Consider the following 20974-nt stretch of genomic DNA (forward strand, 5'->3'; position numbering starts at 1 on the left):
GCCCGAACGCGGGTCACCGGTGCTTCGGCGGGTCCTGCCGGAAGTTCTTGCTCGTGTCCCCGGACGGGAAGAGGAGCGTCGGCAGGCCCTGCGGGTCGAGCGTGAGGTTCATGAAGCCGTGCTTCTCCCCCTGCATCGTGAACAACCCGCGGCCGTCGGTCTGGAAGGTCCAGGTGAACCGGATGTACGGGCGGCCGGACTCAGCCTCCAGGACCTCTGCCGCGAAGCCGAGCTTGAGACCCTGGCTCCACATGTTCCTGCTGTGCCCGTCGCCCTTGGCGATCCTGCAGCCCTTGATGCCCAGGGGGCGTGTGTCCTCGGTGCCGGGCTTGGGGGCCGGCCCGATCCGGACCACGGTGAACTCGATCTGCAGGGGGACCACGAGCTTCTCGAGCTTCTTGCCCCGCGGCCCCTTCGCATCCACGATGCCCGAATTGCTGTGGTACTGAAGGGGGATCTCGTAGACGCCGATCGTGGTCGCGGCCGTACCCACCTTGTAGGTGGATAGCGCCGGGCCCAGGGTGAGGGCGAGGTTGCCGCCCTTTCCGATCACCGCTTCGGCGACCTCGATGAGCGCCTTGATCGCCGTCTCGGCCTCTTTGGGGATGACCGCGCCGGGTATCGCCCCTTCGACCACGGTCGTCGCGTCGACCACCGCGTCGGTGAGCTGCTTGCCCAGGATGTCGGCGCCGGGTACCGGCAGCTTGCTGATCGGCAGAGTGGCGTGGGTGCCGTCGCTGGTGGCGTCCGGGTTGGCAGGCGACGTCTGCGGCGCCGTGTGCTCGGTGTCAACCGGCCCGTCGGTCACCGGAGTTGTCGACTCGTCGACCTCGGATGTGATTTCCATGACTGATCCTCAGGTTCGTGTGGGGGGTGGGTGGCTCGCGCCGAACGGGAGGCGGCAGCCGGCTAGTCGAAGGTGACGGTGATCCGGTGGAGCAGACCGTGCTCCTCGTACGCCGCATAGATGTCGTCGCCGCTGCCGGTCTCCCAGACCTCGGCGAGGTATGTCTCCACCGTTTCGTCGTCATCGCCCTGCTGCCCGGTGCGCCCCGGGGCCGTGTCCTGAGCGGGCGAGGTCTCCGCGATGGGAAGCCACCGCGCCCCCTCCTCGTCCCACCGGAAGTAGCCGTCCTCCGAGTGGAGTTCGGCGGATTCTGCACTCCCACCCGGGGCGGGGACGTGGGAGTGGTGGGTGCCGTCCGCCCAGTCGGCGCCCTGCCCGTCGTCAGCGAAGCCGTGCTCCTCGGACGCCGCCGCCGCGCTCTGGACCGCCTCCGTCTCGAAGCGGTACTCGGCGAACAGGCGGCAGACCTGCACCCTCTCGGTCCCGGGCAGGAGCTCCAGCGCGTCCGCGACGGCGCTGGACCCGTGGCCGTTGGTCCGCAGGGCCGCGATGATCACGTCCGGGGACTCCTCCCACCAGGTGCGCGCCTCGACCGCGTCGATCTCCAGCCTGTTCGCGTCCGCACAGTAGTAGGACCACGGTTCGGTTCCTGCAATGGTGAACAACACAGATGGGCCAGCCCTTTCGTGCCGATGGACCCGGCCGGTGGCGGTGTCCGCTTCCGGCCCGCCTCGATGATCGTGCCGACCGCCGAGACGGCACAGGGCACCTTCGTGCAGACGCTCGGGCAGGCCGCCGACCCCGGTGAGCAGGCCGAACCGGTCGCGGCACCCCACAGAACGCCGAAGGCCGCCCCTCCTGAGGGGCGGCCTTCGGCGTTCTTCCTAGAGGGGTGGATGTGCTGGTCAGAACGGCGACACTGAGGCCACGACCCGGGCCGCCGCATAGGCGTGCGGGTCGCCGGCGCGGACCTCGATGTGTTCGACCGAGTCCTGCGCGTAGGGGAAGAAGGTCCGGTCGAGGTCTTCAGTGCTGGTGATCGCGACATCACCGCCGAAGAGGAACGAGCCGACGGTGTCGTCGTCGGGGTAGAAGAGGAAGTAGTGCTCTCCGGCCACGTGGTGCGGGTCTTCGATCACCTTCAGACCGTCGATCGGGCCGAGCATGCCGAATTCCTGAACCCATTGCAGGTTTACGAGGTTTGCCATGCCTCAAATCGTAGGAACCGTGATCATGTGGGATCAGGACCGCTCGGGCGGACGATCGGGAACTCGCCGGGCGTCGCATTGCTCGGTCGTCCGCCCCTGCCGGCCGGTGATCCCAGGTGATTGAGCAGCGCGGCGATGACGGCGGAAACAGACGCGGCGATCAGCAGCGTCGGGTAGCCGTAGCTGTGGAGGACCGGGCCGCCGAGGAATCCGGCAAGCGAGAGGCCGATGAACAGCGCACTGTTGTTCCACGAGAGCATGGTGGTCGCGTCGGCCGGGAACCGGTCCACGAGCTGGCGCTGCTGGGCCGGGAACATCGCGTAGGCGACCAGGGCGAAGGGTGCCAGGGTCGCGATCAGGGCCGGGGTGGCGGGGAAGGCCACGGCGACCAGGACCTCGAGGACGGCCGTGCCCAGCAGGGTGGCGGTCACCACGTGTCGCGGACCCAGCCTGTCCGCGGCGCGGCCACCGGTCAGGCCGCCGATGACGGCTCCCACGCCGTAGGCGACCAGCAGGAGCGGCACAGCGCCACCGTGTCCGCGCAGGTCGCACGCCACGGCGAGGAAGGTGTAGAGGGCGTACACGGCCAGGGCCCAGCACATGGTCACCGCGACCGCGAGGAGGATGGGGCCCAGCGTGGCCGCACGGGGGGCGTGCCCGTGGTCGGGCGCCGGGCGTGCGGTGGTGTCCACCGGTCCCCACGACCGCAGGTGCGGCACCGTCAGCACGGCCGTGCAGCAGGCCAGGATCACGAACACCTGGCGCCAACCGACGTGCGTACCCAGCAGCGCGCCCAGCGGTGCCCCCACCCACAGGGCCGTGAGCAGGCCGGAGCCGACGATGGCCAACACCTGTCCGCGGTGTTCGGGACGGGCCCGCAGGCTGGTGAGGGCGTAGACGGTGGGTCCGGTGGCAGCGCCCGCGACACCGGCGATCACGCGCATCACGATCAGCGTGGCGAAATCGGGCGCCAGGGCGGTTCCGATGTTCGCCGCCGAGAACAGCACGAGGGCCGCCACCAGGACCAGCCGCCGGTCGGTGCGGTCGGCGACCCGCCCGAGCAGGGGCGCCGCGACGACGTACGCGAGCGAGAAGCCGGTGACGGTCAGGCCGATCTGCGAGAACGAGACGTGGAAACCGCGTGCGAGCTCCGGCAGCAGCGGCGAGACGACGAAGAGGTCCGTGCCGACCAGGAACTGGGTCACCCAGGCGAGGGCGATCTGACCCGCGGTGATGTCGCCGGTGCCCGACGGCAGATCGCCCGACTCCCTGGGGTTTGGGGTGGTTTGCGGCATGGTCTCCACAGTAGTTCCACCGGGCGCAGAAGCGGTTCACCTGAGCCCGGTGCCCGAAAGGACGCACGCTGGGCCGCTTCTTCGGATCCGCGCGCAGGGCGGCGGCGGCGCATGCTCGATGGGGTCGGCCACACCGTCGGCGAACTCCCCCGGCATCCAGGAAGCGGAAGGCCAGCCATGAACGGCATCTCGTACATCTCCGCCCATGGAGGCCTGGTCCCCTTCTCCGGAGAGACGTTCGTCCCCCGGGGAAAGACCGTCAGGTTCATCTGCGAGGACGGATCCGCCGCCTACACGATCAGCTCGCTGGCCGTGATCAACGGAGCCGACTTCATCACCACGGACGACTACGAGGCGGGATCCCTGATCCCCAACTACAGCCTGTACGGCCACTCCATGGAGGAAGTGCAGAGCGTCCTGGCGTCCGTGTCCTCCGTGACCGACGGAGAAGTCCGGATCCCGGGATTCGACGGGCTTCCGGACCGGATGTCCCTGTGTACCGGCGCCGGCTGGATCGGCACCTCCTGCACACCGGAGGCCGGCCACCACTGCGAGGGCGTCCTGGCGGAGAAGTGGGGGTTCGGCGACACCCTCGTGCTGCTCTGCTGCCGCACCCACGTCCTCACGCAGATCATGACCACGCTGTGCGGGACCCAGTTCGACACCGACGTCGGACAGTCGGGCGAGGAGTACACCCGGTTCCACCGGCTGACCGACGAGTGGGTGCGCTGGCTGACCCGGACGGACATCGACGACCGGAACGTCATCCTCACGTTCCTGGACTTCCCGCAGGGCACCCGTGCACTGCTCATGACCTACCCCAGAGTCGCCGAGCGCGTCGACGCGGCCTGGAACACCGTCACCGACCATCCGTTCGACATCCGGCACAGTCAACTCCCCCTGCTGGAGCAGGAGATCCGGAAGTACCGCGCGGCGGTGGCCGGCCACCTCGACCAGCGCCTCGCCTTCGCCACTCCAGGTGCCGGATACACCCGGGCGACCACGGAGCCGACTCCCGAGCTGACCAACCGGGGCGAGCCCACCGGCGGCGGCCTGCTGCGATGGCTCACCAGCCAAGCGCGGTACCAGGACATCAGGATCCACTACGCGAGGGAGCTGCTCCCGAAGGCTCCCGACGGAGGGGGATTCTCCGCCTGTCTCGAATTCCTGGGAGAGGTCATCTCCACGACGTCCCCCTCCGACTACGAGAACCTGGCGGAGCGCCAGCCGGACCTCCTGCCGGCAGGAAACGCGTATGCGGTGAACCTCAACGCGGCCTTCTCGGCGCTCTGCCGGCTCTACGGCGAGTGCTGCGAGCGGCGCCAGGACGTCGAACACCGGACCCGGCTGAAGTGGAAGGAGGGGGAGCCGGACCCGGAGAGGGCGCGCAGGAACCTGGTGGAGGACCGGAAGATCTTCTCGGCGACGGTCCGCAGGCTGTGCGACAACGACCGGGCGTGCCAGGAGTCCGCCGCGGAGATCCGCGAGGCGCTGGACGACTTCGAGACCGTGCTCAGCGGCTACCTGGACGTGCACCTCCACGCCGTCTACAGGCGCCACTACCTCGGTGCCCATCCGGACGAGTTCCAGATCGACTGACTCCTCACGGCAGGTCGTCGACGGCGAGGACCCGCCCGCTCATGGTGCTGATCAGGTCCAGCGCCGCGGCATGGCGGTACGCGGTGTAGTCGGCTGTGGCGTCGTAGAGGACGAAGGCCTGGATGTCGCGGGCGACGGCGTCCAGGCTCGTCGCCAGGATCCCATGGCCGGCGAAGACCCCGGCCATGACCAGCTGGTCACGGCCCAGGCGGCGCAGCTCCGTCTCCAGATCGCCGGCGTAGAAGGCGCTGTAGCTGCGTTTGGCGATGCGGGTGACGTCGGCGGCGGCCAGCCTGGGCAGGGCGGTCTGCGCGGCCTCTTCCGGGGACAGCCCCATCCCCCAGCAGCTGCCCAGCAGTCCGCGCTGGATCAGCCGGGACGCCGGCCGCGGTCCGCTGGCGAGGACGGGCAGCCCGAGGCCGTCGGCCCAGGCGAGCACACGTTCCACCCGGGAGAGCAGGAGCCGGCGGGAGGGCGCCGAGAGCACGTCGAGGTAGTGCGGCTGCAGGTCGTGGACCAGCAGCGCCGCCCGCGCGCCGGCGATGTCCCAGGCCGGGCCGCCGCAGTGGTCGCGCAGGCCGGTCACGTCGTAGTCCTGGGCCTGGACGGAGAAGGTCGTCATGGCTGCCTCACGGTCGTCCCCCCGCTGGACGGGCGGTGCCGGCTATCCGGCCTGACAGGTGTGGGCCAGGGCCTGGGTGAGACCGTCCGTGTGGATGGCGTCCAGGCCCATGGTGCGCGCGGTCGCCGCCTTCGCCTGCTCCAGCACCGCACCGCACCCGGGCTGCGACAGCATGGGCTGCGCCTGCTTGATGGCCGTGAGCAACAGGCCGTCCAGGCTGTCCAGCAACGGGCGCACCTCGGTGGCCAGGTCGGGGCGCACGGTGGGCCGCTTGGCGGGCTGTGCCTGCCACAGCGCGAAGAGTGCCCGCTGGACGGTCTTGTTGGCCGTGATCTGGTCCTCGAAGATCCGCTGGACGGCGTTCGGGTCGACCCCGGACTTCGCCGCCTGCGCGGCCGCGTTGTCCAGGACCGCCTTCTCCCGGACCGGGTCGTCGATGGACTGGGTGGTGTCCCACTTCGACGCCGCCACCGTGTCCGCGGTCAGCACGCGCTCCGCGGCGAGGCGTACCAGCCTTGCCAGTTCGGTCCCGGACGCGGCGCCGCCCGCCGTCACCGGGCCGGCCGGTGCCGAGCCGGTGCGCGCGCCCCGGGGAGCGGCGCACGACCCGAGGGCAATCGCTGCGATGCAGCCGAGGGCTACCAGGACGGTCCGCGTTCTGAACGTACTCATGACCTCCACTCTCCTGCTCCGCGGGCTCGGGGGCAGTACACCGATCGGCCGACGTGCGGGAGGAAGCGCAGGGTGACACGCCGTGTCGGATACGGCCTACGGCCGCGGCGTGCAGAGGACCACGGTGGCGTCGTCATGGCGTTTGCCGCGGAAGGAGCCGGTGGGCATGGCCCGCTCGGCCGCGCGGACGGCCTGGAGGATCTGGGCCGGTCCGCCGTCCTGGAGGGTGTCGAGAAGGCGGTGCCACGTCCAGCCGAACTGCTCGGCGAGTCGCGAGGCGCCGTCGCTCATGACGGCGAAGCGGCGCACTCCGCTCCACGCGACGGTACCGGTGAGGGCGTGGCTGGCCGCTTCGGGGCGGGCGCCGGCCACCCAGTAGCCGTCGGGCTGATTGCGGAACGCACTGTTGGGGACGCCCGGGCGGTCGGGCAGCTGGTGGTTGCGGCGGTCCAGGACCTCGATGATGCGCCCGTCATGGCCTTCGACGACCAGGGGTGAGTCGGCCAGGGCCAGGTAGTCCAGATGGCGGCCGCGGCGGCGTACGACGGTGACGGTGGTCGAAGGGCTGTCGGGGTTGTCCAGATCGCAGGTGCCCCCGTGCAGCGCGCACACCGCGGTGATCGCCCGGTGCAGTGCCTCGGCCGGCGGGAGGTCCGGCTCACCGACGAGCAGTGCGGCGAGCCGGGCGGCCAGGTTCCTGGTGAGCCAGCGGACGTCGTGGCTGCAGCCGGTCGGGCCCGGGCCGGCGGTCACACCGTCCATCACGACCACGAGGCCGTCCGCGGTGAACACGAAGTCCTCGTTGAGGCGCCCGGGTGCCGCCTCGGACAGGTGGGCGATCTCCATGCGCTTCCTCCTGGCCGTGCCCGGCCGACACGCCGTTCTCAGATGAACTCCGCGCTCTGCCCGGAAGGTTGCTCGATCGCGCCGGCTTCGCCTCGCACACCTTGAGTGATCATGTGACTCATCATCAGGCAGCGTTTCGAACCGAGCAGGGAGAGCCTTGACCATGCAGACTACAGCCGGACACTGTGCCAGCGCCTTCGGAGCCGTGCGGGACGTCCTCGAGGAGAACCTGTCGACCGGCGAGGAACTGGGAGCCGGCCTGGTCGTCGACATCGACGGCGAGCGCGTGATCGATCTCTGGGGCGGATTCCGGGACGTCGAACGCCGTGTCCCGTGGACGGAGGACACACTGACCAACGTGTGGTCGACGACCAAGACCGTCACCAGCCTCGCGGCACTGGTCCTGGTCGAGCGCGGCGTCCTGGACGTCAACGCCCCCGTGGCCACGTACTGGCCGGAGTTCGCCCTCAACGGCAAGGACCACGTCCTGGTCCGACACCTGCTGTCCCACACCTCGGGGGTGTCCGGGTGGGAGCAGCCGATCGTGCTGCAGGACATCTACGACCGGGCCGAGTCGACCGACCGCCTGGCACGGCAGGCCCCCTGGTGGGCGCCGGGCACCGCCTCGGGCTACCACGGACAGAACATGGGCCACCTCGTCGGCGAGTTGGTCCGCCGGACCACGGGTGTACCGCTCAGGGAGTTCGTGGCGGCCGAACTCGCGGGCCCGCTGGGAGCCGACTTCCAGATCGGTGTCAGGCAGGCCGATCTGGGGCGGGTCGCCGACATCGTCCCCCCGCCGCCGCACCCGTACGACGTCACCGCGCTCGATCCCGCCGGACCCATGTACAAGACGTTCACCGGGCCGCCGCTGGACGCCTCGGCGGCCAACTCGCCCGAGTGGCGGAACGCCGACCTGGGTGCGCTCAACGGACACGGCACCGCACGTTCGATCGCGCGCCTGCTGTCGGCGATCACCCTCGGCGGCTCGGTCGACGGGACGCGCCTGCTCTCGCCCGCCACGATCGACCTCGTCTTCCAGGAGCAGGCCGCCGGCATCGACCTGGTCATCGGCGAGCCGCTGCGCTGGGGAATCGGCTACGCGCTGCCCCAGCGGGAGACGTTCCCCTACATCCCGGACGGGCGGGTCTGCTTCTGGGGCGGCTGGGGAGGTTCGATCGTGGTCATGGACCTCGACCGCCGGATGACCGCCTGCTACGTCATGAACAAGATGGGTCCCGGCGTCCTGGGCTCGCCGCGCACCGAGTCCTATCTCCGTGCGATCTACGGCGCGGTCCGCTGATCCGGCACCAGGAGCAGCAGTCAACCGTGGGAGGGACACCCCGTGGACGACGCCACGCGCAAGGCCGTACAAGCCCTGGTCAGGCTGCACCAGACCACCGAGGCATGCCTGAGCGATCCGCAGACACCGGGAATCGAGCAGCTGCTGGCCGGCTCTGCCGCCGAGGCCCAACAGGCCCTGCATGAAGCCGGCTTACTCGATGCACCGGGTGAGACGATCACCGCCCTGGTGCGGGAGCTCTACCCGGGCCTGCGGCCTCACAGCGACGACGGCCGGCCACTGGCCGCCCACCTGGTGCCGATCGGCCCGGGTCAGCGCGAGATCGTGCTGCGCGGAGTCCTCGTCAGCCGGGTCGGGATGCTCGGCTCCTGGGACGACCGGATGGTCGCCGAGCTGGCCGCAACGCTCGACTGGGCCCAACTGGCCGCCGTCACGGCCTGGATCGAACGCGCCGGCCGGCGCGCACGGTGAGACGGAGCCGGCGCACCGGACACCGCACCCCTCGAAGCACCAGCACGGCCCGCCGGCAGAAGCCGACGGGCCGTCAGGCTGAACGGGATCAGAACCAGTGGGTGATCGCGTAGCCGACCCACTGCAGAACCTGTCCGACGATCTGCTCCCAGGACATGGCAATCTCCTTGCTGTAGCGGATGTGTTCTTGACGAACCATCAACGCCCCCACTGCTTTGTATCGTTACCGGTGAGTAGACGTCAACGTGACCCACGCCACCCGGGAACCCCCCGCCGGCCCCGGGAGCCCGGGCCGACAGGGCCCGACCGAGCGGACCACGACTGGCCCCCGCGCCGACTTGACGTTGCACGGGAATGGCGGCGAATAGCCCGGAAACAACCCGGCAGACTGTAAAGCGGTCCCGACATGGCTTCCACAGTCGATATGGCGCATCGTCAGCTCCCCGTAGCAGACTGTCCTTCGACGGCAACGCCGTCCGCTCGTCTCCGAGGGAAGAATCCCGGAGTGCGACACTTTCCCAGAAAATCCCGCCTTCGGCACCCCTAGAGAAATGACAAAACCATGCCTTTCATCGACCAGAAGTCCTACCTCACCCTCAATGACACGCACCTCGTCGACGCCCCGCACGGCACGCACCAGATCCAGGCGGTCCACGCCAATGTCTGGGTCACCGTGGACCAGGAGGACGACTCCCAGGCCTTCTACCACGTGATCGCCATCGGCACGACGGACGGCGAGGGGCACGGCACCCACACCGACGTGGACGGCTGGATCCCGGCCGCCGACCTGGACAACTGATTCCGCCACCGCGAAGCGGTGCGACCGGGGGGGGGAGCGGTGGCCAGGAGCACGCACAACGGCCCTGACCACCGCTCCCCCGGAGATGAGCATGGGTGGGCTGCCCCTCTCGGGGCAGCCCACCCATGCTCATCATGTTCCCGAATTCCCTGGAAACAGCGAGGCTCCGGTCCGGGAGCGACGGAAACGTCGCTCCCGGACCGGAGCCTCAATGGGTTCAGGCGCGCCGCGTGTCGGGGCCCATGCGGCGGACGTCGACAGCCTGCGGACCCTTGGGGCCGGCCTCGACAATGAAGTCGACCTGCTCGCCTTCGAGCAGCTCCTTGTAGCCCGTCCCCTGGACCGCGCTGTAGTGGACGAAGACGTCAGGCGGGGGGGTCTTACCGGTAACGGCGGCCCGGGCGATGAAACCGAAGCCCTTCTCTCCGTTGAACCACTTGACGACGCCTGCTTCTCGTACTGCCATACTGTTCTCCGAGCTATCCGCAAGGGTTCTTTCCCTTGGCTGCTTTCCATCGAAGCCGATACCGCCATGTAATTCACGCCCGAAGGGGAAGATAACCGGGAATCCCGTGCTCACCAGCTGAGCAGACCGACGGGGTCGATATCGCAACCGGCCCGGTAAACGGAACGGACGTCGCGCAGGGCGGCGAGGTCGTGCAGCGGGTCGCGGCCGACGACCAGGACGTCGGCGTCGGCCCCCGGCTTCAGGACGCCCTTGACGCCGGCGAGTCCGCAGGCGTCGGCGGCCACCGACGTGACGGCGGCCAGTGCCTCACCGGGAGTCATGCCGATCGGCCCGGCGAGGTCCTGGACCGCGTACGGGAGCACGTCGTGGGGCTTGGCACGGTTGATACCGGCGTCGGTGCCCGCCGTGATCGCCGCACCCGCGCCGTGCAGTCGGGCCCAGGCGGGATAGAGCCGGCCCAGCATCTGGGCGATCCGGCCGGCAGCGGGTTCGTCCGGCAGCCTGCCGACCGTGAGGCTCAGTGTCGCGCCATGGCCGGCGATCCGGTCCACGAGGGCGGGGTCGGGGTCGGGGCCGTGGTCGGTGAAGAACGTCAGGTGTTCGAGGGTGTCGAAACCGGCGTCGAGGGTCTGGACGATCGCCTCGGAGGAGTGCACGTGAGCGGCGGTCGTCATGCCCAGGCGGTGGGCCTCCTCCACGACGGCTCGCAGGTCCTGCGCCTGGTACTGGGGCAGATGCATCGAGGTGCCCGGGGTCATCGCGCCACCGCTGGCCATCACCTTGACGACCTCGCAGCCGCGTTCGTGGCGTTCGCGGACCGCGGCGATCAACGCCTCGCGCCCCCACACCTCCGTGCCCAGGAAATGGCAGTGGCCGCCCGGGCTGGTGATCGGCGGGCCCGCTGCGACGATATGGGGCTGCACGTGCGGCCAGGACGCCGCCTCCTCGCGCAGTCTCAGCGCGAGATAGCCCCGGTCGCCCAGGTCCCGGACCGTGGTGACCCCGGCTTCCAGCGCCCGACCGGCCGCCCGGCGCATCCCGGCCAGCACGTCGTCGTCGGCGGCGCCCTCGAGGCCGGCGACCGGGTCGCCACTGGCGTCGAACGCCAGGTGGACATGCGTGTCGATCAGTCCGGGCAGGATCCAGGCTTCCGCACCGTAGTCGACGACCTCGGCGCCCTCCGGTGGCTGAGCGCCGGTCGTGTCGACGTCCTTGATCCGGCCGTCCTCGACCAGCACCATGGACGGGCCGAAGGCCGTGGTGCCGTCGAACAGCCCGCCAGCGCGCAACGCCTTGATCACTGCGTGTCCTCTCGTCGCCCCCGGTCGGCGGCCGCGCCCACGCGCCGCACGCCGTCCGGGCGGTTTCATCCCCCTCACCTCCAGGGAACTGCCGCGCCCTGCGGGCCCCCCTCCACCGATCGGTCGACACCGGGTACGACAGGCAGCCCGCTGGACGCGCGCGAGCGCGGGCGCCCTGCGGGAGGGACCATGGATGCTGTGAAGATCGAGAGCCCTTCCTTCCGGGACGGCGGCTGGATCCCCGCCGAGCACACCGCCGACGGCGTCGAATCCCCCGTGCCGCTGGAATTCGACGGGGTGCCCGCCGATGCGGTGAGCCTGGCCCTGGTGGTGCACGATCCGGACGTGTCGCGCGAGAGCCGGCCGGACGGTGTCTTCGACCACTGGGTGGTGTGGAACATCCCGGCCGAACAGCGCCGGCTGTCCGCACACGACGCCCACGTGGGTGTGGTGGGCCGCAACACCAGCGGGGACAACGCCTGGACCGGGCCGGCGCCCCCGGCCGGGGACGCGCCGCACCGCTACGTCTTCGCGCTCTACGCCCTGGACGCCGTGCTCGAACTCTCCGACTCGGCCGGCCGCCACGAACTGGAGTCAGCGATGGCCGGCCACGTGCTGGAGGAAGCGGTCATGACGGGCCGCTACCAGCGCGAGTGAGCCGGAGCTGTGGCAGTCGGTCGGAGCGCGGTCAGCGGCCGGTCGTGCGGAGGCCGTTGCGCCAGCTCTTCACACGCTCCTGGAACCCGAGCCCCTCCTGTGCCAGCGGCGTCAGCGACTCCCAGATCCCCGCGGCCTCCGGGTTCTCCAGGAAGGAGTCGATCATGCTCCGCTCGGCGAACACCAGGCCGCTTCCGATGAGGTAGCCGAGGATCGCGGTGTCGGGCTCGTAGACCTCGGACTTCTGCAGACGACGCCCCAGGGCCATCGCTTCGAAGAACGGCTCGGTGTTCTGCGGCCCGTACTCGCCCCCGATGACCCCGACCAGCCGCTTCAGCTCCTCGATCACGGGCAGGGTGCGGGTCTCCCAGTCCGCGACGGCGCGGTAGTTCCTGGCCAGGACACGGTCCTCCTCGCCGAGCCTCCCCCAGGCCGTGTACCGGCCCTCCTCGCCGAACCGCACGAAGTCCGCGAAGAAGGCCCGGGCGGGCGTGCCGCTGCCCTGCCCGACGGACCCCAGGAAGGCCGACAGCTTCTCGTCGTCGAGGCAGGCGTCCCGCTCCGCGCCGGTCAACTGCGCGAAGTACGTGAGGAACCCGTCCACGGACATGGTGCCCGCGGCGACGGACTCGCTCGCCCCGGTCACGTAGTGGACGGCGAGGAAGGCGGTGAGGCCGGTGTACCCGTGCAGCAGCGCCTGCGAGGTGGGCGGGAGCGCCTCGATCTCCGCGACGACCTCGTGCGGCTTCGTACCCGCCCGGGACAGCAGGTCCGCCACGTAGGCGTTCAGCGCCTCGATGGACTCGTCGTCCTCCTCGGGCCTGGTGAGCCGCATCCTGCTGTCGACGGTGAGTTTCAGCGGTTCGCGGCAGGTGATCAGCCGGATCTGCCGGTTGGCGTAGATCTGCAGGATCCCCCCGCAGCGGTGGCGCTCGGGGCTGCACCGCGCGTTCGCGGTGCCGTAAGCGTCGTCCCGGCACAGGGCTGTCGCCTGTTGGACGAACTGGATCGGCAGCCCGTCCGCGGCCGTCCACGGGCCCGCGCCGTCTACGCCGCTCTCCTGCGCGACCTGGACGTAGGCGGCCAGCTCGCCGTCCGTGAGCGGGCCGAGCTGGATGTTCGCGAACGGTCCGCTCGACGCGTCCAGGACGGCCACCGGCCGATCCGCCGGATGGTTGATCAGCGAGGCGCCGACGAGCTGGGACAGCAGCTCCCCGGAGCCCGAGTAGAGCCAGACGGACGTGTCGTCGCCGATGCTGATCCTGGCGTCCTGCTCGCCGCCGTGCGCCACGAGGTAGGCGTTGGGGGCGTTGACCGCCAGCGCCTCGTCGTCGCCCGGCGGGGCCTCCTGCCAGGCACCGTCCAGCCACAGGAACCAGGTGCCCGCGTAGTTCTCCACCGCCGGCGCGTCCCAGGGGCTCGGTACGCCGAGCTGAAGGCTGTGGGCGTCGAGGTACCACCGCAGACGGTCGACCGTGACCGGGTCGAGGTAGTCGAGGTCCCAGTCCCGGATCAGCTCGAAGAACCCGTGCTCGTCCAGGCTGTCGGGCTGGAACGGACCAGCCTCGAGAAGTTCGGCCAGATCACCCCAGCTCCGGGTGGCCGGGAATTCGTCGGTCGCGCTCTCGACGGCCTCCAGCACCGTTGTCGCCCAGGTCCCGTAGTCCATGTCTCCTCCTTCGTGACGGTGGCTCGCATTGAAGCCCGGCCGGGCGGGTCCGGGAGAGGGCTTGCGGTCCGGCCTTTCGGCCCGGTTGCCGGGACGGTCCGGATGCCCGTCCGCCCGGGGGTGCCTGCCTCACGCCGCGCGCTGCCTGCGCCCTCGCAGCAGCGGGAGGAGGTTGAACAGCAGGCCGACGGCAGCGACCGCGACGACCAGGGCCATGCCCGGGCGGTAGGGGGTGAAGTCGGCGCTGCCGTGGCCCCCGGCGCTGAGCAGCGCGGTGAGCACGGCGAGGACCAGGGCCGCGCCAACCTGGCCGGAGGTCTGGACGAGACCGGAGGCCAGGCCCTGTTCGCTGTGGTCGATTCCCTCGGTGGCCTGGTCCATGATCGTGCCGTAGCCGCAGGCGAAACCGGCGCCCAGGAGGATCAGGCACGGGAACACCGTGCGCAGGTAGCCGGGTGAGCTGCCTGCGGTGGTGAGGAACCACGTGTAGCCGGCGGTGGTCGAGATCATCGAGGCAATGGTCAGCGGCGTGGTGCCGAACCGGCTGACGAGCCGGCCGGCGAAGGGCGAGCCCACCGCGACGACCACGCCCACCGGCACCAGGGCGAGGGCGACCCGCAGCGGAGACCAGCCGCGGCCGTCCTGCAGGAAGAGCATCATGATGAACTGGAAGCTGGTGTACGAGCCCATCAGGGCGAGGATGCCGACGTTCGCGCGCAGCGTGCTGGCGCGGCGCAGGATCGTGAAGCGCACCAGTGGGTGCCGCACACGCTTCTCGATCAGCACGAAGGCGGTGAGCAGCACGGCAGCCAGGACCAGGGCGGCGAGGGTGGTGGCGGAGGTCCAGCCGTGGACGGGGGCGGAGACCACGGCGTAGACCGTGAGGAGCATGCCGGCCGTAAGGGTGAGGGCGCCGGCCGGGTCCTGTCCGCCGGCTTTCGCCGGGCGGTCGCGGGGAAGCAGCAGGAATCCCCCGGTCAGGGCGAGCAGGGCCAGCGGGACCGGCGTCAGGAAGGTCAGGCGCCAGCCGAAGCCGGTGAGCAGTCCGCCCAGCACGAGCCCCGACGAGTAGCCGGTGGCGCCGAAGAGGCTGAAGATCGACAGGGCCCGGGTGCGCTGGGGGCCTTCGGGGAACGTCGTGGTGAGCAGGGACAGTCCGGTGGGGGCGGTGAACGCCGCAGCCACGCCCTTGGCGAAGCGGCTGGCGATCAGCAGCGGGCCGCTGGTGGTGAGGCCGCCGAGCAGTGAGGCGGCGGCGAAGACGGCGAGGGCGACCAGGAAGACCCGGCGGCGCCCCAGCAGGTCCGCGGTACGGCCGCCGAGCAGCAGCAGCCCGCCGTAGCCGAGGAGGTAGGCGTTGATGATCCACTGGAGCGAGCTGGGGCCCATGCCCAGGTCACGTCCGATCGACGGCAGGGCGATGCCGACCATCGAGGCGTCCAGCCCGTCGAGGAAGAGCACCAGGCACAGTACGGCGAGGATGCCCCACAGCCGCAGCGACCAGCGCGGGTCGGCGCTGCAGGGTGATGTCCCGGCGCGGCGTTCGGTCACGGACATGCGGGGATCTCTCCTTGACGGCCTGGCACTCGTGCACGCTCGCGGTCGACGGCGCGCTGGGCTACCGCCACCGTAGGTTCGGGCCGCGCGCGGCCGGCACGGCCGATCGGTGGAGGAGGCGGAGGAGAGGGGGCTTGCGGGCCGGGCCGGCGTGGCTGTGCCCGGCCGGTGTTCACGGTTCGGGCCGGTGCTCCAGCTCGTGCAGGATCTGGACGACCGGCCGGCGCAGGGCGACGGCGATCGGGTGGACGTCGGCGTCGCGGTACTCCTCCAGGCACTGCCGGGTTGCGGCGGCCTGCTGGGCCCACGGGTCGCCCGCGAGCACGGCGTCGAGCGTGGCCGCGGCCGCGCGGGCGGCGCGCGGCAGGTACTCCTGTGCGGCCTGGATCCGGAAACCGGGGTCGCGGCGGTCGGCGAACAGGTTGACCTCCCGGGCCAGCAGGCCGACGTGGACGCCGACCGCTTCGACCAGCGCGATCAGCCCCACCTGCTCGGCGACCGCCCCCCGGTGGCGCCGGCGCAGCGGGTTGTAGCGCATCGCCCGCGCATCGGTCCTGGCCTGTCCCAGCATGCTGGTCGTTGCCCGGACCAGGTCCTGTACCTCCCGCTCGTTGGCGGCGGTGGCCTGGGGATCGGAGCCCACCAGGGCCGCGCTGCCCACCAGGGCGAGGGTCAGCCGGCGCCCGCTGCTGCCGAGCGCCTGGGTCAGGGCGGCACGCGGGTCGGGCGGCCACAGCAGCGGTGCGAGGAAGATCGTGACCGCGGCGCCGACGCCGGTCTCCCACAACCGGTGATAGGCGTAGCTGTCCGGACCCGTGTTGGTGAAGACCAGCAGCGCGGAGACCGGCACCTGGACGCTGACGATCGCGCCCGCGGGCAGCACGGACCCGACCAGCAGCGCCAGGCCGAGCACCAGGGCCAGCGTGGCGTCCGAGGGACCGACGAGGTCGACGACCACACCGCCGATGACCACCCCGATGACCACTCCGCTGACGCGTGCCACCGAGGTGCCCACGGCCGTGATGGGATCGCTGCGCAGGGCCAGCAGCGGAACCAGGGCCGCGTAGACCGGCGGCGAGGTCGCGCCGAGCCACCAGGCGATCTGCCAGGACAGCACCGAGGCCACCAGGATCCGGGCCATCGCAGGGAGTTGGGGGCGCAGGCGCTGCACCAGGCTGTCGCCCATGGCCGGGCCCCTTTCGTCAGGCCGCTGTCCTCAGGGTCCCATCGGGGGATGGCGCAGGCCCACTGGGAAGGTGCAGCGCGCGCTGCGGTGGGCCTGCGCCGGCAGGGGGCGTCATTGCCAGGGCCTGCCAGATGATCCGTCTGTACACGGGGGGGCGTTGACGGATCGGCTCCAGCTTTTCGTGTCGGGGCCGGGCCCGGCCTTCCCCTCGGGGCAGATGTTCGGGCAGGTTCAGCCGGCCGAGGCCTGCTTCGTGCACTGGATGACCACCTGGATCGAGAAAGGCTGGGAGCCGTCGTTGCGCGGTGCGACGAGCCAGCGGGAGTCATCGGTCAGGTCGGGGTGGGATTCCAGGACGGCGGGCTTCGCCGTCGCCTGGTCCGCGCTCGTCACGCGCCAACCGCCGCTCAGCAGGCTCTCACCCTCGGGACAGGGCAGGGAGAGCTGCGTCATGGAACCGGGAAACAGCTCGAGCGGCGGACTCGTGATCGACTGCACGGGCGCGGGCCGGAGCCGGGACCGCGGCCGGGCACGGCGCTTCTTACCGCCGTGCGATGTCGGACTCATGCTCTTGTACCGCGCCCTGGCGCTTCCGGAGCCGATCGCGCAGACCTCGGGGCAGGCGCCCCTGCGGCCGGTGCGCAGCAGGACCGCCGGGCGGCCCGGCGGTCCTGCTGCTGCAACGGGGACGGTTCGGCCTCGCTACTTCTGGGTGAGAGTCGCGAAGACGACGATGTTGTCGAGGTAGCTGTGGGTCTGCCGGTTGAGGTCGCCGCCGCAGGTGATGACGCGCAGTTCCGGCGTGGCCGTGTTGCCGTAGACCTCCTGGGTGGGGAAGTTGGACTTGGGGTACTCGGCGACGCGGGTGACGGTGAACGTCGCCGTGGTGCCGTCGGCTCGGGCGACCATGACGTGCTCCCCGGGCTTGACCTTCGCGAGGTTCGCGAAGACGCCGGGCGTCGTGCCCACGTTGATGTGCCCCAGGATCACCGCCGGCCCGACCTGTCCAGGCGTGGGTGACCCGTCGTACCAGCCCGCCTTCGCGTCCTTGACGAGCGGCGGTACCTCCACCGTCCCGTCCGAGGCCAGGCCGAGCGTCATCAGGGTGCCGTGGACGCCGATGTCCGGGATGTCCAGGCTCGTGGGGACGGATCGGGACATGGCCGGGGCGGCCGTCGTCGTGGGCGACGGCGCTGGGGCGGACGCGCTGGCGACCGTCGTGGTGACCGCTCCCGGCGTCGCGCCCGAGCATCCGCTCAGGGCGACGGCGGCCGCGGCCAGACTCAGTGCCAGCCCCGCGGCGGCCCTGCCGCCGCGGGGCTGCCGGTTCCTCAGGAGCCGCTTCACTTCGTGACGTCCTCAGACCCCGGAGCCGGCCTTCGCGCGACGGCGCATGCCGTACGCGACGGCGCCGCCGCCCATCACGACCAGGCCGGCGATCGCGATGCCGGGCACGAGCGGGTTGGAGTCGGAGGCCGGGTCACCGGTGCCGGTGTGCGGCGCCCCCTTCGGAACCACCACCTGCGGGTGTGCCGCAGCGCTGGGGGCCGTCGCGGGGGCGGTCGTGGGGGCACTCGGGGGCGGCGTGGGCGAAACACCCTTGACGGTGTACACCGCGCTGGTGAAGTTGGTCAGGACGTCGTGGTCGTCGGCGCAGGTCACGTCCACCTGGAACGTCCCGTCCTTGGCGTCCTTGATGATCCTGGCCTTGGCGGAGAACGACTTCGCGGACGCATGCTTGTCCGGGGTCGCCGACTGCCCCTCGAACACCGCGGACTCGATGTTCACCAGCTTGCTGTCGGTGCTCGGGCAGGCACCCGTCACCGTCACCGGGTCACCGGCCTTGACGGTCTTCGGCGACACCGCCACATGCCCGTCGGTGGGGGTGTCCCCAACGGCGACCGTGCCCATGACGTTGACCTTCTCGGTCCCGACCTGGCAGACCGCGGTGACCGGGTAGTCCGGCTTGGGTGCGGCATTGGGCTGGATCGCCGCCGTGGCGCTGAAGTCGGCCGGGGTGCCGCTGATGGACGAGACCCCCAGGAGCACTGGCGAACTCACACTGACGACGGAGGTCGCTCCGGTCGGACAGGCACCCGTGATCGTCACCTGCTGCCCGCCCACGCCGGGCGTCACCGTCACGTGCCCGCTGTCCGGAGCGGCGAAGGCGGTTCCGCTCGCGAGTGCCACCATCGAGCCCAGGGCGGCTGCTACAACAATCCCACGCATAGCACTCTCACTTTCCCATGTGATGGGGGTGGCGCCCGCGCTGGGCGACACCCGTTGACACCACATAAGACGCCAGTGCCGGGGTCGCGGATGTCGCCGATCGGTCGAAACGGCGGAGGAAGAGCGGTGCACGAACTGCTGCCCGACAGGCCCTTTTCCTGCTCCCGGGAGTGTGCGGGGTCTAGAATTCGACGAAGTCGTCGTAACTCGCTCCGGCCATCAGCCGGGCGAGATCCTCGGCCACATGGAACCGCTCACCGGTCAGGCGGCGTCCTTCCCGGGTGAGGACGACCGTGATGCGGTACACCTGAGAGGCGTACGGCGCCTTCAACCGCAGGTCGTACTCGAGGCACGCGCTGTTCTCGTCCCAGCATTCGCCGACGGCCTCATGGGAGTCGATCAGCGGAAAGAAGGTGTCGAAGTGCTCGCGGTAGAACCGCTCGACCTTCTCCCTTCCCTCGATTCTCAAGCGGGCCGGGTGGAACTCGTAGACCGGATACTCCACCAGGGTGTCCAGGGTGGCCTGTACATCCATTCTGGTCTCGCAGAGCGCATGGGCCCGCACGAGTTCCCGCATTTCCTCTACCGACATCTGAACGGCCTTTCCGCGGCGGTCGACTGAATGCCTTTCCCCCGTGCCGACCGTACTCCGCCCGCCGCGCCGGTGGTGCGCGGCCCGACCGGCCGGGCCGGCCGGGCCGCCGCGGTCAGGAGCCGGCCTGGGTGGTGGTCGCGTCCCTGTGCACGCTCAGGCCCGGCGCGCCGGCACAGATGGACTGGCGTTCGTCCGCGGTCATCGCCCGGGACTTCCAGACCACCGCCGGCGCCTGCTCCTCCACCACCCGGGTAGAGGCGAACGACGGCCAGTAGTGGCTGCTCCCGTAGTACTGGTAGCCCAGTTGCTCCGCGAAGTGGCCGGTCACCGTCTCGGTGACGGGCGCGATCCAGAGCGTCCCGATCTCCCCGGCGGGGACGTTGATCGGCGTGGTCTGGGAGAAGGACGCGGTCTGGGCCCACGCATGGCTGTAGCTGGCCTGGACGGACACCTCGAACTTCTCCGCGATGTCGAAGCCGACGGTGACCCCGACCGTGGCCCCGACGGTGTCGGTGGTGGTGAACTGGTGGCTCCAGCTCAGCGTCTCGCTCTGCTGGAGGCCGCTGCAGTTCGCGGCGGTCGCCACCTTCGTCTGGTCCAGCGACCCGTAGGTGTCCGAGGCGGGCGTGTAGCTGCAGGTGGCGTTGCCTGCGGAGCACAGGCCCAGGGTCTCCTGGTCCGACGGCCGGTAGTACAGCTGCACCGACTCGATGTGGTTGCGCAGCGCGCCGGTTCCGGTGTAGCCCTGCGGTGCGGCGTCCCCTTGGTAGCCCGTCCAGTTGACCCCGCTGAAGGGTTTGATGTCGCACTGGTTGTAGCCGATGTACGAGTTCGCCGCATCGCCCCAGGTGCCGCCGCTCCCCTTCGCGAAGCGGCTGAGGTCGTGCCACGACCAGGTGGGGCGCTGGCTGCTGTTGGCCGTGCAGGGTCCGTCGGCCACCCAGCCGGCCGAATCACCGTCGTGGTCCTGGCCGGTGTAGAGCATCATGACCAGGATCTGGTTGCTTGCGGCCGCCTTCGCGCCCACGGCGCCGGGCACCGGCGCCGCGCCGCCGGACTTGCCCGCGGCCGCGCCCGCCGCGTCGACCTCGGCCGCGAACGACGTGCTCGCGGCTGCGCCCGCCGGGCTGTCGGGGGCGTCGCTCACCCGCCCCGCGGTGGCGTAGGCGATCGAATCGCGGAAGCTGCTGAAACACCTCTCGCTGCCGTTGGTGATGTTGAAGATGCAGTGCCGCGCCGGCGGGTCGGCGGACGCGGGGCCCGCCGACAGCGGCACTGCGGCGACCGCCGCCGCCACGACCGGGGCCGCACTGCGCAGGACCTTCTGGATTCCCATTCCCATCACGTCTCCATCGATAGTCTCGGGAAATGCCTGGGCTGATCACGCTTGAACCGGCCGGTCCGGTAGGTGCTCGACGGCCGGGAAGAACGCCGATCGCCTTGGTAGGGAGGCGTGTTGGCGTGAACCGAAGGTACGCCCGACCGGGCGCACGGACTTTCCCCTTCGCGCAGCCGAACGGGCTGTGGCCACTCCGGTCCCGCAATGCGGTGCCGATGCCTTGTGCTCCACCGGCCGAGGTGTTGTCATGTATGCGCTACACCGGTGCCGACCGCCGTGGGCGCCGGAGCACGTACGACCTCTCCACCCG

General features: G+C 70.6%; 22 protein-coding genes. 5 read left to right on the top strand and 17 right to left on the bottom strand.

Features of this window, described 5'->3' with window-relative positions; genetic code table 11:
- Positions 1–13: 13 nt before the first annotated feature.
- From BS80_RS00725 to BS80_RS00740, 4 genes are all read right to left on the bottom strand, one after another.
- Positions 14–847 carry a hypothetical protein gene (locus tag BS80_RS00725; protein ID WP_035791469.1) on the bottom strand — a complete coding sequence of 278 codons (834 nt, stop codon included), beginning with the start codon at positions 845–847 and terminating at the stop codon, positions 14–16.
- A 62-nt stretch (positions 848–909) separates the two neighbouring features.
- The gene (locus tag BS80_RS00730; protein WP_035791472.1) at positions 910–1515 is read right to left on the bottom strand and encodes a hypothetical protein; all 606 of its coding nucleotides are present in this window, start codon (positions 1513–1515) and stop codon (positions 910–912) included.
- 237 nt (positions 1516–1752) lie between these two features.
- Positions 1753–2055, bottom strand: a complete 303-nt coding sequence (locus BS80_RS00735; RefSeq protein ID WP_157535716.1) for a hypothetical protein — start codon at positions 2053–2055, stop codon at positions 1753–1755.
- Positions 2056–2078: 23 nt separating this feature from the next.
- On the bottom strand, positions 2079–3350 hold the full coding sequence (locus BS80_RS00740; RefSeq protein ID WP_157535718.1) for an MFS transporter: 1272 nt from the start codon (positions 3348–3350) through the stop codon (positions 2079–2081).
- Between the two features lie 177 nt (positions 3351–3527).
- On the opposite strand from BS80_RS00740, the gene BS80_RS00745 reads away from it, so the two are divergent.
- Positions 3528–4949, top strand: a complete 1422-nt coding sequence (locus tag BS80_RS00745; RefSeq protein ID WP_035791474.1) for a putative adhesin — start codon at positions 3528–3530, stop codon at positions 4947–4949.
- Between the two features lie 4 nt (positions 4950–4953).
- Here BS80_RS00745 and BS80_RS00750 read toward each other — a convergent pair whose 3' ends face one another.
- From BS80_RS00750 to BS80_RS00760, 3 genes are all read right to left on the bottom strand, one after another.
- Positions 4954–5571, bottom strand: coding sequence for an isochorismatase family protein (locus BS80_RS00750; protein ID WP_051965554.1), 618 nt, complete (start codon positions 5569–5571; stop codon positions 4954–4956).
- A 42-nt stretch (positions 5572–5613) separates the two neighbouring features.
- Positions 5614–6243, bottom strand: a complete 630-nt coding sequence (locus BS80_RS00755; protein WP_035791478.1) for a chorismate mutase — start codon at positions 6241–6243, stop codon at positions 5614–5616.
- A gap of 96 nt (positions 6244–6339) precedes the next feature.
- Complete coding sequence (locus BS80_RS00760; RefSeq protein WP_035791480.1) at positions 6340–7089, bottom strand: protein phosphatase 2C domain-containing protein; 750 nt, start codon at positions 7087–7089, stop codon at positions 6340–6342.
- Between the two features lie 163 nt (positions 7090–7252).
- Between BS80_RS00760 and BS80_RS00765 the strand changes: the two genes are divergently transcribed.
- The 3 genes from BS80_RS00765 to BS80_RS00775 all read left to right on the top strand — a co-directional run bounded on the left by BS80_RS00765 (position 7253) and on the right by BS80_RS00775 (position 9662).
- Complete coding sequence (locus tag BS80_RS00765) at positions 7253–8392, top strand: EstA family serine hydrolase (protein ID WP_035791482.1); 1140 nt, start codon at positions 7253–7255, stop codon at positions 8390–8392.
- A gap of 42 nt (positions 8393–8434) precedes the next feature.
- The gene (locus tag BS80_RS00770; RefSeq protein ID WP_035791484.1) at positions 8435–8863 is read left to right on the top strand and encodes a hypothetical protein; all 429 of its coding nucleotides are present in this window, start codon (positions 8435–8437) and stop codon (positions 8861–8863) included.
- Between the two features lie 562 nt (positions 8864–9425).
- On the top strand, positions 9426–9662 hold the full coding sequence (locus BS80_RS00775; RefSeq protein ID WP_035791486.1) for a hypothetical protein: 237 nt from the start codon (positions 9426–9428) through the stop codon (positions 9660–9662).
- 217 nt (positions 9663–9879) lie between these two features.
- Here the strand turns inward: BS80_RS00775 and BS80_RS00780 are convergent, their stop codons facing one another.
- Both BS80_RS00780 and BS80_RS00785 read right to left on the bottom strand, forming a co-directional pair.
- Positions 9880–10128, bottom strand: a complete 249-nt coding sequence (locus BS80_RS00780) for a cold shock domain-containing protein (protein ID WP_035791487.1) — start codon at positions 10126–10128, stop codon at positions 9880–9882.
- Between the two features lie 110 nt (positions 10129–10238).
- Positions 10239–11432: an amidohydrolase family protein gene (locus BS80_RS00785; RefSeq protein WP_232246298.1), complete on the bottom strand. Its 1194-nt coding sequence runs from the start codon at positions 11430–11432 to the stop codon at positions 10239–10241.
- A gap of 189 nt (positions 11433–11621) precedes the next feature.
- Between BS80_RS00785 and BS80_RS00790 the strand changes: the two genes are divergently transcribed.
- Entirely contained in the window at positions 11622–12089 is a 468-nt protein-coding gene (locus tag BS80_RS00790; RefSeq protein ID WP_083974014.1) for a YbhB/YbcL family Raf kinase inhibitor-like protein, read from the top strand.
- Between the two features lie 31 nt (positions 12090–12120).
- On the opposite strand, the gene BS80_RS00795 is transcribed toward BS80_RS00790, so the two are convergent.
- The 8 genes from BS80_RS00795 to BS80_RS37350 form a co-directional block, all read right to left on the bottom strand.
- A complete protein-coding gene (locus BS80_RS00795) occupies positions 12121–13758 on the bottom strand; it encodes a hypothetical protein (RefSeq protein WP_035791491.1) in 1638 nt (545 codons plus the stop codon).
- A 129-nt stretch (positions 13759–13887) separates the two neighbouring features.
- Positions 13888–15315 (bottom strand): MFS transporter, encoded by a 1428-nt coding sequence (locus BS80_RS00800; protein WP_035791493.1) that lies wholly within the window; start codon positions 15313–15315, stop codon positions 13888–13890.
- A gap of 172 nt (positions 15316–15487) precedes the next feature.
- Positions 15488–16501 (bottom strand): aromatic acid exporter family protein, encoded by a 1014-nt coding sequence (locus BS80_RS00805; protein WP_035791496.1) that lies wholly within the window; start codon positions 16499–16501, stop codon positions 15488–15490.
- Positions 16502–16732: 231 nt separating this feature from the next.
- Complete coding sequence (locus BS80_RS00810; protein WP_035791499.1) at positions 16733–16954, bottom strand: hypothetical protein; 222 nt, start codon at positions 16952–16954, stop codon at positions 16733–16735.
- A gap of 249 nt (positions 16955–17203) precedes the next feature.
- Positions 17204–17848 carry a class F sortase gene (locus BS80_RS00815; protein WP_232246299.1) on the bottom strand — a complete coding sequence of 215 codons (645 nt, stop codon included), beginning with the start codon at positions 17846–17848 and terminating at the stop codon, positions 17204–17206.
- A gap of 12 nt (positions 17849–17860) precedes the next feature.
- The gene (locus BS80_RS40210; RefSeq protein ID WP_157535720.1) at positions 17861–18730 is read right to left on the bottom strand and encodes a hypothetical protein; all 870 of its coding nucleotides are present in this window, start codon (positions 18728–18730) and stop codon (positions 17861–17863) included.
- A 181-nt stretch (positions 18731–18911) separates the two neighbouring features.
- Positions 18912–19322, bottom strand: a complete 411-nt coding sequence (locus BS80_RS00825) for a hypothetical protein (RefSeq protein WP_035791502.1) — start codon at positions 19320–19322, stop codon at positions 18912–18914.
- A 115-nt stretch (positions 19323–19437) separates the two neighbouring features.
- Positions 19438–20661 carry a hypothetical protein gene (locus BS80_RS37350; protein ID WP_051965558.1) on the bottom strand — a complete coding sequence of 408 codons (1224 nt, stop codon included), beginning with the start codon at positions 20659–20661 and terminating at the stop codon, positions 19438–19440.
- Between the last annotated feature and the right edge of the window lie 313 nt (positions 20662–20974).

The sequence above is a fragment of the Kitasatospora mediocidica KCTC 9733 genome, from assembly GCF_000744225.1.
Lineage (GTDB): Bacteria > Actinomycetota > Actinomycetes > Streptomycetales > Streptomycetaceae > Kitasatospora > Kitasatospora mediocidica.

What these genes read in the sequence shown, in the direction of transcription:
- BS80_RS00725 (WP_035791469.1), bottom strand. Translation starts at nt 847, where the DNA reads ATGGAAATCACATCCGAGGTCGACGAGTCGACAACTCCGGTGACCGAC.
- BS80_RS00735 (WP_157535716.1), bottom strand. Translation starts at nt 2,055, where the DNA reads ATGGCAAACCTCGTAAACCTGCAATGGGTTCAGGAATTCGGCATGCTC.
- BS80_RS00740 (WP_157535718.1), bottom strand. Translation starts at nt 3,350, where the DNA reads ATGCCGCAAACCACCCCAAACCCCAGGGAGTCGGGCGATCTGCCGTCG.
- BS80_RS00745 (WP_035791474.1), top strand. Translation starts at nt 3,528, where the DNA reads ATGAACGGCATCTCGTACATCTCCGCCCATGGAGGCCTGGTCCCCTTC.
- BS80_RS00750 (WP_051965554.1), bottom strand. Translation starts at nt 5,571, where the DNA reads ATGACGACCTTCTCCGTCCAGGCCCAGGACTACGACGTGACCGGCCTG.
- BS80_RS00755 (WP_035791478.1), bottom strand. Translation starts at nt 6,243, where the DNA reads ATGAGTACGTTCAGAACGCGGACCGTCCTGGTAGCCCTCGGCTGCATC.
- BS80_RS00760 (WP_035791480.1), bottom strand. Translation starts at nt 7,089, where the DNA reads ATGGAGATCGCCCACCTGTCCGAGGCGGCACCCGGGCGCCTCAACGAG.
- BS80_RS00765 (WP_035791482.1), top strand. Translation starts at nt 7,253, where the DNA reads ATGCAGACTACAGCCGGACACTGTGCCAGCGCCTTCGGAGCCGTGCGG.
- BS80_RS00775 (WP_035791486.1), top strand. Translation starts at nt 9,426, where the DNA reads ATGCCTTTCATCGACCAGAAGTCCTACCTCACCCTCAATGACACGCAC.
- BS80_RS00780 (WP_035791487.1), bottom strand. Translation starts at nt 10,128, where the DNA reads ATGGCAGTACGAGAAGCAGGCGTCGTCAAGTGGTTCAACGGAGAGAAG.
- BS80_RS00790 (WP_083974014.1), top strand. Translation starts at nt 11,622, where the DNA reads ATGGATGCTGTGAAGATCGAGAGCCCTTCCTTCCGGGACGGCGGCTGG.
- BS80_RS00795 (WP_035791491.1), bottom strand. Translation starts at nt 13,758, where the DNA reads ATGGACTACGGGACCTGGGCGACAACGGTGCTGGAGGCCGTCGAGAGC.
- BS80_RS00800 (WP_035791493.1), bottom strand. Translation starts at nt 15,315, where the DNA reads ATGTCCGTGACCGAACGCCGCGCCGGGACATCACCCTGCAGCGCCGAC.
- BS80_RS00805 (WP_035791496.1), bottom strand. Translation starts at nt 16,501, where the DNA reads ATGGGCGACAGCCTGGTGCAGCGCCTGCGCCCCCAACTCCCTGCGATG.
- BS80_RS00810 (WP_035791499.1), bottom strand. Translation starts at nt 16,954, where the DNA reads ATGACGCAGCTCTCCCTGCCCTGTCCCGAGGGTGAGAGCCTGCTGAGC.
- BS80_RS40210 (WP_157535720.1), bottom strand. Translation starts at nt 18,730, where the DNA reads ATGCGTGGGATTGTTGTAGCAGCCGCCCTGGGCTCGATGGTGGCACTC.
- BS80_RS00825 (WP_035791502.1), bottom strand. Translation starts at nt 19,322, where the DNA reads ATGTCGGTAGAGGAAATGCGGGAACTCGTGCGGGCCCATGCGCTCTGC.
- BS80_RS37350 (WP_051965558.1), bottom strand. Translation starts at nt 20,661, where the DNA reads ATGGGAATCCAGAAGGTCCTGCGCAGTGCGGCCCCGGTCGTGGCGGCG.